General features: G+C 69.1%; 12 protein-coding genes. 7 read left to right on the top strand and 5 right to left on the bottom strand.

All coding sequences use genetic code 11. From position 1 onward, the window contains the following. Nucleotides 1–13 precede the first annotated feature (13 nt). A complete protein-coding gene (locus BCF44_RS10060) occupies nt 14–688 on the top strand; it encodes a hypothetical protein (protein ID WP_116173912.1) in 675 nt (224 codons plus the stop codon). A gap of 50 nt (nt 689–738) precedes the next feature. Here BCF44_RS10060 and BCF44_RS10065 read toward each other — a convergent pair whose 3' ends face one another. Further along, nucleotides 739–2,643, bottom strand: a complete 1,905-nt coding sequence (locus BCF44_RS10065) for an N-acetylmuramoyl-L-alanine amidase (RefSeq protein WP_246014921.1) — start codon at nt 2,641–2,643, stop codon at nt 739–741. A 173-nt stretch (nt 2,644–2,816) separates the two neighbouring features. Here BCF44_RS10065 and BCF44_RS10070 point away from each other — a divergent pair, with 173 nt between their 5' ends. Further along, complete coding sequence (locus BCF44_RS10070) at nt 2,817–3,995, top strand: RtcB family protein (RefSeq protein WP_116173913.1); 1,179 nt, start codon at nt 2,817–2,819, stop codon at nt 3,993–3,995. A gap of 13 nt (nt 3,996–4,008) precedes the next feature. Here BCF44_RS10070 and BCF44_RS10075 read toward each other — a convergent pair whose 3' ends face one another. Then, nucleotides 4,009–4,545, bottom strand: a complete 537-nt coding sequence (locus BCF44_RS10075; protein ID WP_116174277.1) for a histidine phosphatase family protein — start codon at nt 4,543–4,545, stop codon at nt 4,009–4,011. A gap of 12 nt (nt 4,546–4,557) precedes the next feature. After that, complete coding sequence (locus BCF44_RS10080; protein WP_116173914.1) at nt 4,558–6,963, bottom strand: alkaline phosphatase family protein; 2,406 nt, start codon at nt 6,961–6,963, stop codon at nt 4,558–4,560. A 198-nt stretch (nt 6,964–7,161) separates the two neighbouring features. Between BCF44_RS10080 and BCF44_RS10085 the strand changes: the two genes are divergently transcribed. Continuing rightward, the gene (locus tag BCF44_RS10085; RefSeq protein WP_246014922.1) at nt 7,162–8,382 is read left to right on the top strand and encodes a glycosyl hydrolase family 8; all 1,221 of its coding nucleotides are present in this window, start codon (nt 7,162–7,164) and stop codon (nt 8,380–8,382) included. 83 nt (nt 8,383–8,465) lie between these two features. Continuing rightward, complete coding sequence (locus BCF44_RS10090) at nt 8,466–9,350, top strand: phosphotransferase enzyme family protein (RefSeq protein ID WP_116173915.1); 885 nt, start codon at nt 8,466–8,468, stop codon at nt 9,348–9,350. 2 nt (nt 9,351–9,352) lie between these two features. Here BCF44_RS10090 and BCF44_RS10095 read toward each other — a convergent pair whose 3' ends face one another. Both BCF44_RS10095 and BCF44_RS10100 read right to left on the bottom strand, forming a co-directional pair. Then, nucleotides 9,353–11,737, bottom strand: a complete 2,385-nt coding sequence (locus tag BCF44_RS10095; protein ID WP_116173916.1) for an alpha-L-rhamnosidase-related protein — start codon at nt 11,735–11,737, stop codon at nt 9,353–9,355. A 74-nt stretch (nt 11,738–11,811) separates the two neighbouring features. Further along, on the bottom strand, nt 11,812–12,195 hold the full coding sequence (locus tag BCF44_RS10100) for a VOC family protein (RefSeq protein ID WP_116173917.1): 384 nt from the start codon (nt 12,193–12,195) through the stop codon (nt 11,812–11,814). A gap of 127 nt (nt 12,196–12,322) precedes the next feature. Between BCF44_RS10100 and BCF44_RS10105 the strand changes: the two genes are divergently transcribed. The 3 genes from BCF44_RS10105 (at nt 12,323) to BCF44_RS10115 (ending at nt 17,295) form a co-directional block, all read left to right on the top strand. Further along, nucleotides 12,323–13,657 (top strand): glycoside hydrolase family 27 protein, encoded by a 1,335-nt coding sequence (locus BCF44_RS10105; RefSeq protein WP_211352967.1) that lies wholly within the window; start codon nt 12,323–12,325, stop codon nt 13,655–13,657. 203 nt (nt 13,658–13,860) lie between these two features. After that, on the top strand, nt 13,861–15,306 hold the full coding sequence (locus BCF44_RS58940) for a carbohydrate-binding protein (RefSeq protein ID WP_116173919.1): 1,446 nt from the start codon (nt 13,861–13,863) through the stop codon (nt 15,304–15,306). A gap of 96 nt (nt 15,307–15,402) precedes the next feature. After that, a complete protein-coding gene (locus tag BCF44_RS10115) occupies nt 15,403–17,295 on the top strand; it encodes a glycosyl hydrolase family 18 protein (protein ID WP_116173920.1) in 1,893 nt (630 codons plus the stop codon). Nucleotides 17,296–17,321: the final 26 nt, after the last annotated feature.

A 17,321-nucleotide genomic window follows, 5' to 3' on the forward strand; every position in this document is an offset into this window, starting at 1 on the left:
CCCGGAGCGCACGATGGCAAAGGCCGCACGACACAGCATCACCGCCCAGAAAATCGTCAACAGGGCGACCGTTTTCTCCGACTTCGAGCTGGCGGGGGCAGTCTTCACCGGCTGCGCCCTCGCCCAGTTCGAGGACCCGAGCTACGGCCGGATCGTCGTACGAGACGCCAGTTTGTCGGACATCAAGCTGACGAACTGCTCTGCGCACGGGATCTGCCTCGAGCGGCTCACGGTCGACAACCTTGCGACGAACCGGGCGACACAGCTGGAGGCGTGCGTCTTCAACCGCGTGACACTGAAGGGACGGGTCGGACCGATAATCACCACACCGGCCAACCCGTCCCTTTCCTGGGATGCCAAGGAGGCCTTTGCCAGCGGGGCGGTGGCCTACTACGAAAAGGTCGACTGGGCTCTCGACATCACCAATGCCGAGTTCAGCGACGTCGACCTGTACATGGTTCCGGGGCATCTCATCAAGCGGGATCCGGAAACCCAGTTCCTGCTGCGCCGGGCCAGCTTCGAGAACACGCCCATCGATCAGCTGGACCCGATCGTGCAGATCTTCGTGGACCGCTTCAACGCCACTCCGTTCGACAGCATCGTGGCGGTGGCGCCCAAGCGATCCGCCCAGTTCAGGAACTTTCTCGCCGCGTTGACAGATCTGCGAGATGCCGGCCTGGCCGAGTGATCTGAACAAGGTGGCCGTGGCCAGCGTCGCCGGCCACGGTCACCTACGGTTCAGCTGGCCGGCGTCTGGACGACGTCGCTGGCCTTCACCATCACGTAGCGGTGGTTGAAGTCGATCAGCAGGTACTGGTCGGCGCCGGTGACCAGGGTGTGGTTGCCGGCCACGCCCGCGGGGTCGAAGCGGGCGAAGTAGTTGCTGGCCTGCTCGGTGCCCAGGACGGTGTAGGACTGGCCGGCGGGCAGCGTCCAGCCGGTCAGAGGCGTGGGGGCCCAGCCCTGGTCGAACGGGATCGAGGCGGGGTACTCGGACGCCTGGGGGAAGGCGCGGCCGTAGAGGTTGACGGTGCTGACGCCGGCGGGGGCGTGCACGGTGGCGGCGCAGGCGGGCAGGGTGTTGACGCCGTGAGGGTTGGAGAACCACGCCTTCTGGCCGTCGTACCAGATGGCGGTCCAGTCACCCTGCTGGCCGGCGACGACGTACTGCCGCCCGCTGACGGCCTTGTCGGACCAGTCACTGGCCTGCATGGTGCCGGGCCCGCCGCCGGGGTGCAGGAGTGGATCGCCGATGAGCGGGGCGGTGGCGCTCGGCCCGGTCCGCAGGTAGACGAAGTTGGCTCCCTGTGCGGGCAGAGGCGTGCACGTGCCGGAGCTGTCGCAGGTGGTCACGGGCGGCTGGTTGGAGGCGAAGTCGGGGTTGACGGTGACGACGCTGCCGACGGACACCCGGGCGGCTTGGGCCGGCGCGTCGAGCAGGCCCATGTAGTGCTGCCAGTTCCAGAACGGCCCCGGGTCCCAGTGCTGTTTGGCCTGGCTGGCGGTGAGCTCACCGGGAACCTCGTCGTGCCCGATGATGTGCTGCCGGTCCAGCGGAATGTTGTACTCGGCAGCGAGATAGCGCACGAGCTTGGCCGACGCCTGGTACTCCTGCGGCGTGTACGAGGAGCCCTGGGCGGCGACGCCCTCGTGCTCGATGCTGATGGAGTGCTGGTTCATCGTCCAGTTGTTGACATCCCAGCTCACGTCCTGGTTGCGCACCATCTGCGTGACCTGACCATCGGACGCCCGGATCACGTAGTTGGCGGAGGCGAACCAGCCCGGGTTCTGGAACACGGCGATGGCGTTGTCGTACGAGGTCTCGGTGTCGTGGATGACGATGTACTGAATGCCGTCGCCGTCGGCGGGTCGGTCGGCCGGGTCGTAGTTGCCGTAATTGTTCGGGTCCGAATGGTCGGCGGAGGACCAGTCGTACGCCGCCGGCACGAACCGGCAGTCGAGGTCGGACGGGCAGTTCGCCGTCGGCGTGGACGCGTTGGCCCGCTTGGGGGTCACCGGAATGGACCGGTCGGCCGGCAGCGACAGCGGCGAACCGGCCTTGGCCGCGACGCCGGTGCGCAGGGTGCGGAAGACGTCGTCGGCGAACGCCTGCGAGCCGGCGGCGCTGCTGCTGGTGCCGCTGTCCTGGGCATAACGGACCAGCGCCGGATACCAGGCGGAGGTATCGGTGGGGAGCGTGCCACCGGCCGACTTGGCGTCGGCGGCCAGCACGGCGGCCGCGGCGCGGATGTTCTGGGCGGGATCGGTCAAAACGGCAGCGGCGCTGGTGTGCAGCGCGTCGGCGGCCCTGGTGACCAGCGGGCTGGTCGTCGACCGCACGGTGGCCGTGTGAGCCTGGCTTCCCTTGCCCGATTCCGCCGAGCCGACCTCGCTGATCAGGCCCATCGGGCCCACGCCGCCGGCCTCGTTCGGCGCGGCGCTGGGCTGCCAGTTGGTCATGTTGTACGACACGGCGAGCAGAATCGGCTCGGGCACACCGAATTCGTGCGCTGCCGAGGCGAACTCGGCGGCCAGGCCGACGGGCGCGGCCGACGCGCTCGAGGGCGCGACGGCGAGCAGCACACCCAGCAGTGTGGTGGCCGCCGCCCCCAGGCTGCCGCGCCGTAAAGTCTTGGTGGTCAACAAGAAGAACGCTCCAGTTCCGTTCGGGATGCGGTCAGAGCAGTCGATCGGCCAGAACGTACCGCGACGGCGTTCGGACGCAGGGTGAACACCGGAAGTGTGACCCAGGTCGCAGGGCTCCGCCGCGCGATAACTCGATCGTGTTCGGGCGGCTCCCGTCCTAGCCTTGCCGCATGGCGATCACGACCGTGCCCGGGAAGCACGTGGACATCAAGATGTGGACGCGGGTCGACGAGGTCGAACCCGCCGCGTTGCAGCAGCTGCGCAACATCTCGTCGCTGCCGTGGGTGGTCAAGCACGTCGCCGTCATGCCCGACGTCCACCTCGGCAAGGGCGCGACCGTCGGCTCGGTCATCGCGATGAAGGACGCGGTGTCGCCGGCCGCGGTCGGCGTGGACATCGGCTGCGGCATGACCGCGGTCCGGACCTCGCTGACCGCGAACGACCTGCCCGGCGACCTCGGCGGCATCCGCTCCGAGATCGAGAAGGCGGTGCCGGTCGGCTTCGGCGCGCACCGCGACGCGGCGTTCGACGACCGCGACGCGGGCGACTGGAAGCAGTTCTGGGCCCGGTTCGAGGACCTGACCCCGGCGGTGAAGGCCCGCGCGGACAAGGCCGTCAACCAGATCGGCACGCTCGGCGGCGGCAACCACTTCATCGAGATCTGCCTGGACACGTCCAAGCGGGTCTGGGTGATGCTGCACTCCGGCTCCCGCAACATCGGCAACGAGCTGGCGCAGCACCACATCGGGGTGGCGCGCGGGCTGACCCACAACGACGAGCTGCCGGACCCGGAGCTGGCGGTGTTCCTCGCCGGCACGCCGGAGATGGCCGCCTACCGGCACGACCTGTACTGGGCGCAGGACTATGCGCGGCGCAACCGCGCCGTCATGCTGCGCCTGATCAGCGACGTGCTGCGCAAGCGGTACCGGCACATCCGGTTCGACGAGCCGATCAGCTGCCACCACAACTACGTGGCGGAGGAGAAGCACTTCGGCGAGGACGTGCTGGTGACCCGCAAGGGCGCGATCCGGGCCGGCAACGGGGACCTGGGCATCATCCCGGGTTCCATGGGCACCGGCTCGTACATCGTGCGCGGCCTGGGCAACCCGGAGTCCTTCGAGTCGGCGTCGCACGGCGCCGGCCGCCGGATGTCCCGGAACAAGGCCCGCAAGATGTTCAAGCGCTCGGACCTCGTCGAGCAGACCAAGGGCGTGGAGTGCCGCAAGGACTCCGGCGTCATCGACGAGATTCCGTCGGCATACAAGGACATCAACGAGGTGATCGCGAACCAGTCCGACCTGGTCGAGATCGTGGCCAAGCTGAAGCAGGTCATCTGCGTGAAGGGGTGACCGGGTCGCCGGCTCAGATTCCTGGGCCGGCGATCCCCTGGTCGCAGATGCGGTAGACCGCGGGTGACGGCATGTCCCGGCTGAAGGGCCAGTCCACGGCGAGGCCGAGTCCGGCGAGGACCCGGGAGATGAAGGTGCCGTGGCTGCCGATCACGACGGTGCCGCGGAACTCGGCGAGGGCCTTGAGGGCACGGGTGGTGAGCTGGTTCAGGGATTCGGCGCCGGGGCGGGCGAAGTCGGGGTCGGCCCAGCTTTCCTCGTAGTAGCGGACGTAGTCGGGCGTCGGCCCGATGCCGGAATCCCATTCCCGCAGCTCATGATCGGTGTGCACGGGCAGGTCCAGCGCCCGGGCCAGGGGCTCGATCGTCTGAACCGCGCGCAGGTACGGGCTGGAGGCGATCAGATCCGGCCGCAGCGCGGCGAGTTCGTCGACGAGGGCGGAGGCCTGTGCAAGGCCGGCATCGGTCAGCGGACGGTGATAGTCGTCGGGACCGCCCGGATACGGGTACACGGGAACGGCATGACGCACCAGGACGATGTCGGCTCGCACCAACACATCATCTCAGGCCACCACAACCCCCGCCGGCACCGTGCTCAGGCCGAGGTCGGTGGTGGCGACCACCCTGAGCGAGCCGGCGTCGATCTTGCTGACGGTGCTGGACGCGTTGTTGGAGACCCAGATCTGGTGCTCGGTGACGGTGATCCCGGTCGGGATGTGTCCAACCGGGACGGTGGCGGTCACCGACCGCCGCGAGGTGTCGATCACGGACACGGTGTCGGAGTTGGCGTTGGTGACGTAGGCGAACTCGCCGTCGGAACGGAAGGCGATGTGCCACGGCGAACGGCCGACGGGCACGGTGGCGCTCACCTCGTGGCTACCTACATCCACAATGGACACGGTGTCCTGACCGGAATTGGCGACGTAGACATGCCGGCCGCCGGGACACGCGGTGACGCCGTGAGCCTTGGCCAGAGCCGGTAGCGAGGCCCGTACGCGGCGGCTGGCGGCGTCGACGACCCACAACCCGTCCTGGCACGACACGTACACGGTCGAGCTGTCGGGACTGACGGACACCGACTGCGGCGCAAGGCCGACGGTGACGGAGCCGACCACGGACTTGGTGCCGACGTCGATCACCGACACGGAGTTGGAGCCACCGGCACCGGTGTTCGGGCCGGTGTTGGCGACGTAGAGCAGCCGACCGTCCGGCGAGGCGGCGATGCCGTGCGGGAACAGGCCGACGGGGATGGAGCCGATGACGCGGCCGGCGGTGACGTCGAACACGGACACCCTGCTCTTGCCGGATTCGGTGATGTACAACGCCTGCCCGTCCGGCGTGGCGATGCCGTACGGGTTGGCCGGACCGACCACAGTGGACATCAGATTACCGGTGCGGGAGTCGATGACGGACACGGTGCAGGCGACGACCCCGGCGACGTAAACCCTCTTGGCGGTGGGCGCGAACTCGCCGGCGACCTTGTTGCGCGCCAACAGCTGCGTGCCGGGGAAGCTGCTGCCGCCAACGCCGGCGGGAAAGTCGGAGGCGTGCGAGGTGAGGGTCTCCTCGATACGGCTGCGCACGCCCTGATGCGGCGGCGTCTGCTCGGCGCCGGGGATCTTGACCGGCGGCAGGTGGGCGATCCCCCACTCCGCCTGCCACAACGGCGCCTTGGTCGGGGGCAAAGAAGGCAACGCGCCGGAACCGAAGCCCAGTGCGGACGTGAGGTCGCCGAAGGTCTTGCGCCGCCAGGCGCTGATGTTGGGCTCCCGCACGCCGGTGATCGTCTCCATCAGCCGCAGCACGGACGTGTGGTCGAACGGCTCGGTGGCGACGTACCCGCCGCGCGTCCACGGCGAGACGATGGTGCACGGCACGCGAATGCCGGCGCCGATGGACATGCCGTCGACGAACTCGTCGGGCGTGCCGGCGGGCGGCATGGGCGGCGGCACATGGTCGAACAGGCCGTCGTTCTCGTCGTAGTTCAACACAACCACGGTCTTCGCCCACACGTCCGGGTTGGCCGCGATGGCATCCAGCTTGCCGGCGACGAAGTCCGCGCCGGCAGCGGGAATGTAGTCCGGGTGCTCGCATTGCGGCGACGAAGGCACGATCCACGACACGGTGGGCAGCCGGTCGTGCAGGGCGTCGTACTCGAACTGGTCGGCCGGCCCGATGGCCAGACCGTGTTGGTGCAGCGGGGAGTTCGGGCGGGCGTCCTGATAGGCCCTGAAGTACTCCAGCGGGTTGCATCCGTAGTCGTCCTCCTGCTGGTACACGTGCCAGCTGACGCCGGCAGCGGTCAGCCGCTCCGGGTAGGTGGTCCACGTGTACGGCGACGGCACGATGTTGCTGACGATCGGGCCGCCGTGCCGCCCGCCCGGGTCGACGGTGCCGGTCCACAGGTACAGCCGGTTGGGCCAGGTGGGCCCCAGCACTGAGCAGAAGTAGGCGTCGCAGAGTGTGAAGTTGCGGGCCAGCGCCCACTGGAACGGGATGTCGTCCTCGGTGTAGTAGCCCATCGTGTACGGGCCGTGGGCGTCGCCGTCGGCGGCGCGGTGCGCCGGCAGCCAGTTGTCCATCTTGCCGCCGTTGACCGCGGCGTGCTGCACGGTGAAGGCATGGCTGGTGGACGGGATCGCCTGCGCGCTGGTGGTCCGGGTGTCCAGGTGGAACGGCAGCAGGTAGCCGTCCGGGTGCTTGACATCGGGCTGGTGGAACACGGAACGACCCGTGGACAGCGTGAGCGCGTGCGGGTCGTCGAATCCCCGCACGCCCGGCATGGTGCCGAAGTAGTGGTCGAACGACCGGTTCTCCTGGGTGAGCACGACGATGTGCTTGATGTCGCGGAGGCTGCCGGGGTTGACGGGCTCGGCGGCCAGCGCCCGGCGCAGGTTCGGCGGCAGGACCGCGGCCAGCGCCGACGCCCCGGCCGCGCCCAGCAGGCGGCGTCGCGAGACTGCGGTCATGCGCGTTCCGTTCTCCCGGCTACTCACAGTCGACATCACGCGATCGCACGCCGCAACGGTTCACGCCCCGTTCGACCGAATCGTCCGTCCGGGCGGTCGCGGAAAAGAGGTCTAGACCTCCCTTGACACCGGTCGAACCGGACGTCACTCTGTTGACGCCGCCGTTTAGTTAAGAAACTTTCCTAACAGGAGCGAGCGATGCGCGATCGATCCGGTCGGCTGGTGGCGGTGGCCGCCGCTGCCGCGACGATTTCCCTGTCCGTGCTGGTCTCCACGGCTACTCCCGCCGCAGCCGCCGGCGAGAGCCACCCCTTTCCCACGCACGTCACGTACAAGACGGGTGTCATGCCGTCGGCCAGCGCGGCCGACCGGGACGCGGCGGTCAAGAAGCAGTACGACTCGTGGAAGAAGACCTACCTGCGGGCGGCCTGCGGCGGCTACCTGATCTACGCCACCGGCGACGCGCCCAACAAGGGCACGGTGTCCGAGGCCCAGGGCTACGGCATGAACATCGTGCCGCTGATGGCCGGCTACGACGCCAACGCCAAGGCCGAGTTCGACGGCCTGTGGAAGGTCGTGCAGACGCACCGCGACAGCCAGGGCATGATGGAGTGGAAGATCGACGGCAGCAGCTGCAAGTACGCCGACTCCGGCACCCCGGACGGGGCCACCGACGGTGACCTGGACGTCGGCTACGGCCTGATCCTGGCGGACAAGCAGTGGGGCGGCTACACCGCCGCGGCCAAGGACTGGCTGGCCAAGTTCTACGCGGCCAACGTCGCCTCCGACGGCCACCTCAAGTGCGAGGACGACGGCCCCACCAACGACACCCGGCCGTCCGACTTCATGCTGGACCACCTGCGCGCGTTCGCGGCCTACGACACCGCCCACGACTGGAACAAGGTCGTCACCCGCACCGAGGCCGTGATCAACGAGTTCACCGCGGCCTACTCGCCGAACGCCGGCCTGCTGTCGGACTTCGTGGTCAACGCCAACACCACCAGCCCGAAGCCGGCGCCGGCCAACTACCAGGAGGACCAGCCGGACAACATCGTCGGCTACAACTCGGTCCGCGTGCCGTGGCACATGGGCACCGACGCGCTGGTCTACGGCGGCTCGGTGGCCAAGGCCATCGCCACCAAGGAGTCCAACAGCTACAAGGCGAAGGCCGGCGGCAACCCGGCCAAGATCTACCCGCACACCAAGCTGGACGGCACCCCGACCAACACCGGCGACCAGTGCGAGTGCGCCAACGACCCGGTGGGCGTGGCCGCGATGGCCGCCGGCGACCAGGCCTGGACCGACTCGCTGTGGAACTTCCTGGCCACCAACCCCTACGGCGACACCTACTACGGCGAGACGATCAAGCTGCTCGTCTACATCGTGATGGCCGGCGACTACTGGACTCCCGCGTCCTGAAGTCCGCCACGTCGGTCCACCTTCCGGGAACCCCGAACCCGGGAGGTGGACCGATTCAGCTTTTTCCGAGACACTGTGCGCCCATGAGAGGCGGCACCGATGCCGACCGCGCCCTGCCGGTGATCGCCGAGGCGTGCGGACTCGGCTTCAGCAGAGTCAAGCCACTGTCCGGCGAGCACGGGGCGGTCGAGGCGACCGTCGCCGGCCGCGGCCGGTACGTGGTCAAGTGGACATGGCATCCGCACCAGTGGCCGCACAACGTCGGCGAGGTGACCGCCCGCCTGCGGTCGCTGCGCTACCCGGCGCCGCGGGTGATCGCCGCCGACCGGCTCGACGGGATCGCCTTCTACGTCCAGGAGAAGCTGCCGGGCTCGCCGTCCGACGAGCTGGACGAGGACCAGTTGGAGCAGCTCATCGAGCTGGTCGACCTGCACGCCGGCGCCGCGCGCGGGCTGTCCTCGCCGGGTGCCACGCTGCCGTGGGGCGAGCAGATCCTGCGGGACCTCGCCGACCCCGGTCACTGGACGCCACGAAAGCGGGCCCTGGTGGCGTATTCGCCACGAGCGGCCGACCTCGTCGCCGGCATCGAGCGCCAGGCCTGCCGGCTCGACCTGACCCGGCTGCCCGCCGACGACGTCGTGCACGGCGACTTCGGGCTCGGCAACATGCTCTTCCACGCCGGCGGCCTGTCCGGCGTGATCGACTGGGACGGCTGGCGGCCCGGCGACCGGCGCGCCGACCTGGTGACGCTGTGGTTCGCGCTGCGCATCGGCACCGACCAGACCCGGGCGTCGACCGCGCTGCGCCGGCACCTGCGCCGGATCATGGAGCCAGAGCTGCTGTGGGCGTACTCGGCGCACAACGTGCTGCGCACGCTGGGGTGGTTCGCCTTCCGGCACGGCGGTTTCCCGAGCCCGGTGTGGATGGCCGCCAGCGAGTCCCTGTTGCGGACCGCGCTGGCGGCCTGATCTCACCGGACGGTGAGCGTCCGGCTGCCGCCGCCCACGGTGAACGTGTGGCCGCCCAGCTGAACGGTGCCGTGCGTGCCGGGCGGCGCGGTGACGGTCAGGGTGATCGACCCTCCGGACTGCTGCCAGCTGACGCCGAGCGGTCCGTGCGGCGTGGGCAACTGGCCGCGCGCCCACGCCACGGAGCCCGGATGCGGCGCGACGGTCCAGGTCGCGAAGCCCGGGCTGGTCGGCGACGCGCCGAGCAGGTCGTTGGTCAGCGCCGGCAGCACGCCGGTCGACCAGCCGTGCGCGGCGGAGGTGTAGGCGCCCTCGTAGAGCGAGCCGCCAGCGCCGATGCCCTCCCAGTCGGTCGGCCCGGGGTCGTGGCCGGCCATCCAGCCGTACAGCCGCTTGATCTCGTCGATCGCCGAATTCGCCTGCCCGGTGAGGAATCTGGCCTCGATCTCGGGGTACGAGGTGAAGGCGTACACCCGCTGCGACCCATCGCCGACGAGCGTGTCGTCGTCCATGAACGAGTTCCCGTACGGCAGCGCGGTCTTCTGCGCCAGGTAGTTCAGCGACTGCGAGGCCCGGGCCGCCGGGGCCACGCCGGCGACGATCGCGATGCCGTTGCCGTCCTGGCCGTGCCGGGAAGTGCCGGCGGCGTCGACGTAGGCGGTGCCGTCCCAGAGGTTGGCGTTGACCGCCGCCGACACCGCGGTCGCCCGCTGCCCCCAGCGCGTGGCGTCGGCGTTGTGCCCCAACGACTTCGCCAGTTGTGCCGCGTCCTTCAGGGCCTGCACATAGAGCGCGTTGTAGTACGTGACCTCGCCGTCCCGGGGCAGGAACGCGTAGTCGCCGTAGCCACTCGGCCGGGACAGCAGGCCGCGCGAGTCGGTGACCGACGGGTACCAGCCGTCGATCGCCTTGACCAAGTTCGTGTAGTAGCGGGCGCCATAGGCGGTGTCGCCGGTGTAGAGGACGTAGTCCCAGCTCGCGTTGACCCACCACAGTGGATAGTCGAACAGCGGGAGCGTGTAGCCGTTGATCGACGCCGGCGGGATCCAGCCGTCGGAACGCTGGTGGTCGGCGAGGTCGGCGAGCACGTCACGGGCGGCGACGGCGACGTCGTGCGTGAGGTAGGTAGTGCGGCCGGACACCGCGATGTCGCCGACGTACGGATCGCGGTCGCGCTTGGCGCCGTCGTGCAGCACCAGCTTGCCGTCCAGGGTCGGGCTGTCGGCGCCGCGCGGCTCGATGTCCGTCGGGCGGAAGGTGTCGATCACCAGCTCGTTGGTGTACGCGGCGTCGTACCAGTACTGGTTGAGCTGCGGGTCGGAGGACTCGAACCAGCCGGTGTACGCGCCGATGTAGCCGGTGAAGTCCAGCGAGACGCCGGAGATGTCGACCTCGCCGCTGGGCTCGGCGTCGGGGGCGTCGCCGGGCAGCGCGTCGAGGCTGATCCTGACGTACCGGAAGCCGTGCAGGCCGTCGGCGCAGACCCGGCCGTCGGCGAGGCAGCCCTTGGTGTCCGTCCACGTGCTGGCCCCGGTCGGCACGGCGTGCTGGTCGGTGCCCGGCCCGCCGGCGAAGTCGGAGCGCGTGAAGTCGGACCGGTCGCTCAGGTACTGCGTGGTCTCGGAGAACGCCAGCCGGACGCCGGGATGGTTGGCGGAGGCGTTGGCAAAGGCCAGCTTCGGGTAGCCCACGACGACCTTGCCGAAGTCCACGACGACGGACGGCGCCACGGGATCGGCCACCAGCCCCGGCCAGACCTCGTTGATCCGGGTGAACTCGCCCTTGCCGGTGGACTGGTCACGGGTGACGGTGATCCGGAACTGGTTCGTGGTCACCGGTTGTGGGAACGCGACGGCCAGTTGGAGCTGGGTGTTCCCGGTGACGGTGGCGAGCGTGGCGCCGTCGGCGCTCTGCACGGTGAAGTCCTGCGGCACGCCGTCTGCGTTGAACTGCAACGTGATGCCGGGTTCGGTGACCGCCGACGGTGTGGTCAGGGTCAGGACGTCCGGGTAGGCGGCGATGGTGTCGTCGTTCCAGAACGTGTCGGTGTTGCCGTCGATGGCGTTGGCGGCGTCGTAGGTGCGGGGGTTGCCGTCGTTGCCGTTGTTGGGGGCGTGCGAGCTGGAGGCAGTCGCCGTCGTGCCGGCCGGCCAGGCGGTTTTGGCCGGCGGGGTGGGCCGGCGCAGCACGGTGACGCCCGTGCCGAGCAGGCCGGCGGGGTTGGTCACGTCGCCGGTGCTGGACAGCACCCGCACGGGATGCACGTCCGGGCTGGTCGGGCCGACGACGTAACGCTGCCATGAGGGGGCCGCGGCGGCCGGCGGGGCCAGGCCGGCCACCAGGACCAGGGCGGCGATCAGGGGTAACTCGCGGCGGTGCAGTCGCATGCAGGGCTCCCGATTCCGCGTTGAATCGTTTCATTCGGAACAGGGCCCAGCGTAGGCAGGCTGTCAATACGCAATCACGCGACGTAGTTGCAGAGCTCGATCAGATTCCGGTCGGGGTCGCGGACGTAGATGCTGACGATCGGGCCGAGGGCGCCGGTCCGGGACACCGGTCCCTGCTCGATCGGAACCCCGCACGCCTCCAGGTGTTCAACCACGTCGAGCAGCGGATCCGCCACCACCAGACACAAATCCGCCGAGCCCGGCTCCGGGCGCTCGGCCTTCGGCTCGAACTCGCGCCCGGCCAGGTGCAGGTTGATCTTGTGCGGGCCGAAGGCGAGGGCCCGCCGGCCGTCGCCGAACGTGACCAGCTCCATGCCCAGCACCCGGGTGTAGAAGTCGACGGTGGCCGCGAGGTCGGCGACCGTCAGCACGAGGTGGTCCAGCCGGTCGATACGCATGGCGGCAGTCTGCCAGCCGGGCTAGACATCGGATGAAACCGCGTACATCTTGCCGAAACAACGATGAAGGCGCAGGATTCACCCGATGACCCGTCCGCCGCCGGGCACCCTCGACAAAGGAGCGCGCATGACCAGGTGGCGGATCGGTGCCGCACTGCTCACGGCCGCGGCCGCCCTGCTCGCGACCGGCGGCCAGGCGACGGCAGCGTCGAATTCCGAGGACGCGGACCAACACCACCCCGTGACCATCGCGAGAACACCGCCGATGGGCTGGAGCAGCTGGAGCTCGCTGCGCGGCACCATCTCCGAATCGATCATCGAGGCGCAGGCCAAGGTGATGCACGACCAGCTCCGCGGCCACGGCTACCAGTACGTCAACATCGACGCCGGCTGGACCGCCGGGGTGGACGAGTACGGCCGGAGCACGTGGAACACCACCAAGTTCCCGAACGGCATGGCGGCGGTCGCCCAGTACGTGCACAAGCTGGGGCTGAAGTTCGGCATCTACATGGTGCCGGGCATTCCCAAGGCGGCCCTCGACGCGAACTCGCCGATCAAGGGAACCCCGTACCACGTCAATGATGTCGTCGACCCGACGCTGCCCGGCAACACCGCCGCGGACGGCTCGGGCAAGCTCGACTTCACCAAGCCGGGCGCCGCCGCCTACGTGCAGTCGCAGGCGGACCTGCTGGCGTCGTGGGGAGTCGACTACATCAAGATGGACTTCGTCGGCCCCGGCGGCGGCCGCGTGGCCACCGACAACCGCGTCGACATGCAGCAGTGGCGGCAGGCGCTGGACCGCACGCGCCGGCCGATCCACCTGGAGCTGTCCAACTCGCTGAGCTTCGACAACGCCGCCGTGTGGCAGAAGTACAGCAACGGCTGGCGCATCGAGGGCGACATCGAGTGCTACAAGCACTGCGTCGGCCTGACCAACTGGGCGGTGCGGGCGTCGCTGCGCTTCGACGACGCGCCGAAGTGGGTGCCGTTCGCCGGCCCAGGTCACTGGAACGACCTGGACTCGCTGGAGATCGGCAACGGCGAGACCGACGGGCTGAGCGCCGACGAGAAGCAGTCGGTGATGACGCTGTGGGCGATCGAGTCCTCGCCGCTGCTGCTGGGCACCGACCTGACCAAGCTGGTGCCCGACGACGTCAAGATGATCACCAATGACGAGGTGATCCGGGTCGACCAGTCGGGCCACCCGGCGCACCCGGTCTCGCAGGCGACCAAGCAGCAGGTGTGGGTGGCCGACAACCACAACGGCAGCTACACCGTCGCGCTGTTCAACCTCGGCGAGACACCGGCGACGGTCACGGCGAACTGGAGCGATCTGACGCCCCACCGCAGCCTCGGATTCGTCCGGGACGTCTGGACGCACAAGAATCTCGGACCGGCGTGGAAAACCTTCTCGGCGACGCTCGCCCCGCACGCGTCACGTCTGCTCACGGTCTACCTCTGAGATACATCGGCAATACCGCGGGCTCGCCGAACGGCGGGCCCGCGGCGTTTTACGACCATCGTCGGCGGCCGTTCGGAGTAGCCGGATCACGGTCCACGTATTGGTCTAGGCCAAAACCTTGACACCTTCAATGGTCTAGTCCACATTTCTGAACACCGGGCCCGGCGAAAGATGACATGCAGTGCCTTCGACGAGGAGGACGTATGCAGCGAGCCAGACTCGCCGCGACTGCGTTGGCGGCGGTGGCCGTGGCGGGTGTCGCCGCGGGCGCGGCCATAGCCGCGAACGCCAGCACGGCTCAGGTCCAGACGGCTGCTTCCGCCGCCGCACTGAGCTCCAACGCTCTATCGAACAACTGGTACGCCTCGGCGCCGTACCTCATGCCCCAGAGCAACAACCCGCCGGACCCCACCGTGGTGATGGCGGCGACCGGGCAGAAGGCGTTCCAGCTCGCCTTCATCCTGGCCCCCAACGGCGGCGGCTGCAGCCCCACCTGGGACGGCACCTCCGCGGTCTCCTCGGACACCGCGGTCGCCGGCGTGATCAGCAAGATCCGCGGCGCCGGCGGTGACGTCTCCGTGTCGGTCGGCGGCTACGGCGGCACCAAGCTGGGCCAGAACTGCGGCAGCGTGGCGGCCACCGCCGCGGCCTACCAGCAGGTGATCGACAAGTACTCGCTGCACGCCATCGACTTCGACCTCGAGGAGCCGGAGTACGAGAACAGCGCGGCGATCGCCAACGAACTCGGCGCGGCCAAGACGCTGCAGACGAACAACCCCGGCCTGTTCGTCTCGGTGACGATGCCCGGCACCTCCGCCGGCACCGGCTGGTTCGGCACCCAGCTGCTGGACCAGGCCAAGTCGATCGGCTTCTCCCCCAACAACTTCTCCATCATGCCGTTCGACGGCGGCTTCGCCGGCGGCTCCTCGCAGGTGTCCGCGCTGGAGGCGTTCCACGGGCTGCTGGAGAGCCACCTGGGGTGGGACAGCACGACCGCCTACGCCCATGAGGGCTTCTCCGGCATGAACGGCAAGTCCGATTCGTCGGAGATGTTCTACCAGTCCGACTTCCAGACCGTTCTGAGCTACGCGACCAGCCACGGCCTGGGCCGGTTCACCTTCTGGTCGGTCAACCGCGACCGGCAGTGCGGCTCGAGCACCGACAACGGCATCTGCAGCAACGTCACGCAGAACGACTGGGACTTCACCAAGTTCACCGCCCAGTTCGCCGGCGCGACCCCGCCGCAGTCCCCGCCGCCCACGACGACGACCACCACACCTCCGGGCGGCGGTAGCTGCACGGCGGCGGCGTGGAACGCCTCCACCCCGTACAACGGCGGCGCCGTGGTGTCCTACAACGGCCACCAGTGGACCGCCAAGTGGTGGACCCAGGGCGACATCCCCGGCAACAACAGCCAGGGCGTGTGGACCGACAACGGGGCGTGCACCGGTGGTGGCGGCGGAACCACCACCACGAATCCTCCCGGCGGCGGCACCTGCACCGTGGCCGCGTGGAACGCCTCGACCGCGTACAACGGCGGCGCGGTCGTCTCCTACAACGGCCACAAGTGGACCGCCAAGTGGTGGACCCAGGGCGACGTCCCCGGCGCCAACAGCCAGAACGTCTGGACGGACAACGGCTCCTGCTGACCACGCTTTCGCCGGCGGGTCGGTGACCCCGAACCCGGCCCGCCGGCGAGCACCAACGTCTCCCTTCCACCCCCTGAATCCGGAAGGCCCCTGCACATGAAGTTATCGGCGAGAACGGCTCTGATCGCGGCGGCGGCCGCGACGGTCGTCGTCGGCAGCATCACCGCTGTCGGCGCGGGCGCGGCCCAGCAGCAGCCCCAGACGGTGGCGGTCACCCCGGCGGCGGCGACCGCCGCGGCCTCCAGCGGCGGCCTGCGCGTGGCGTACTACGACCAGTGGTCGATCTACCAGAACGCCTACTACCTCAAGAACGTCGACTCGATCGCCAACAACCTCGACTACCTGATCTACGACTTCGAGAACATCGACCCGGCCAACGGGACGTGCTTCGAGGCGACCAAGGCCAGCGACCCGGACCCGGCCGGCGAGAACGACCCGAACGCCGGTGACGGCGCCGGCGACTCGTTCGCCGACTACCAGAAGTCGTTCGGCTCGGACATCAGCGTCGACGGCACCGCGGACGCGTTCGGCATGCCGATCGTCGGCAACTTCCACCAGCTCCAGGAGCTGAAGAAGAAGCACCCGAACCTGAAGGTCGTGCTGTCGCTGGGCGGCTGGACCTACTCGAAGTACTTCTCGGACGTGGCGGCCTCCGACGCGTCCCGCAAGAAGTTCGTCAGCTCCTGCATCGACATGTTCATCAAGGGCAACCTGCCCTCGCAGGGCGGCTACGGCGGCGCGGGCACCGCGGCCGGCATCTTCGACGGCTTCGACATCGACTGGGAGTACCCGGCCTCGACCGGCGGGCACCTGGGCAACCACACCAGCCCGAACGACACCGCGAACTTCACCTCGCTGCTGTCGGAGTTCCGCACCGAGTTGGACGCGCTGGGCAAGCACTACTCGCTGTCCGCGGCCCTGCCCGGCGGCCAGGACAAGATCGCGAAGATCCAGACCGACAAGATCGGTCAGTACATGGACTTCGCGGACGCGATGACCTACGACATGCACGGCGCGTGGGACGCCACCGGTCCGACGAACTTCCAGGACCCGCTGTACCCCTCGGCGGGCGACCCGTCCGGCACGATCCCGCCGGGCACCGAGAAGTACACCATCGACAACGTGATCAAGGCCTACACCCAGGGCGACAGCGCGTACGGCATCCCGGGCGGCTTCCCGGCGAACAAGCTGACCCTGGGCATCCCGTTCTACTACCGGGGCTGGACGGGCGTGCCGGCCGGCTCCAACCACGGCCTGTACCAGAGCGCGTCCGGGCCGTCGGCGGGCAAGACGCTGTCCGGCAACGTGCCCGGTGTGGCGATGTACAAGGAACTGTCCGGGATCGTGGACAACGCGGCCGACACGTTCTTCGACTCGACCACGCAGTCGGCCTGGTTCTACGACGGCACCAACTTCTACGGCGGCTCGTCGCCGCAGTCGATCAAGGCTCGCACCGACTACATCCACTGCAACGGCCTGGCCGGCGCGATGATGTTCTCGCTCTACGACCTCGACCCGTCGTCGACGCTGTTCAACGCGGTGGTGAACGGCCTGGGCGCCGGCACGCCGAGCTGCGGGGCCCCGCCGACGACCACGACCACCACCACTACTACGACCACCACGACCACCACGACGACGACCACCCCGCCCGGTAGCTGCACGGCCGCCGCGTGGAACGCCTCCACCCCGTACAACGGCGGCGCGGTCGTGTCCTACAACGGCCACCAGTGGACCGCCAAGTGGTGGACCCAGGGCGACATCCCCGGCAACAACAGCCAGGGCGTGTGGACCGACAACGGCGCCTGCGGCGGCGGCACGACTCCGCCGGGCGGCGGCACCTGCCCGGCCGCGTGGCAGTCCGGCACGGCGTACACGGGCGGCTCGACCGTTTCCTACAACGGCCACAAGTGGACGGCGAAGTGGTGGACCCAGGGCGACGTCCCGGGCGCCAACAGCCAGAACGTGTGGACCGACAACGGTGCTTGCTGAGGTTGAGGGATGAGGGAAGGGCCGGG

The sequence above is a fragment of the Kutzneria buriramensis genome (genome assembly GCF_003387475.1).
Classification (GTDB): Bacteria; Actinomycetota; Actinomycetes; order Mycobacteriales; family Pseudonocardiaceae; genus Kutzneria; species Kutzneria buriramensis.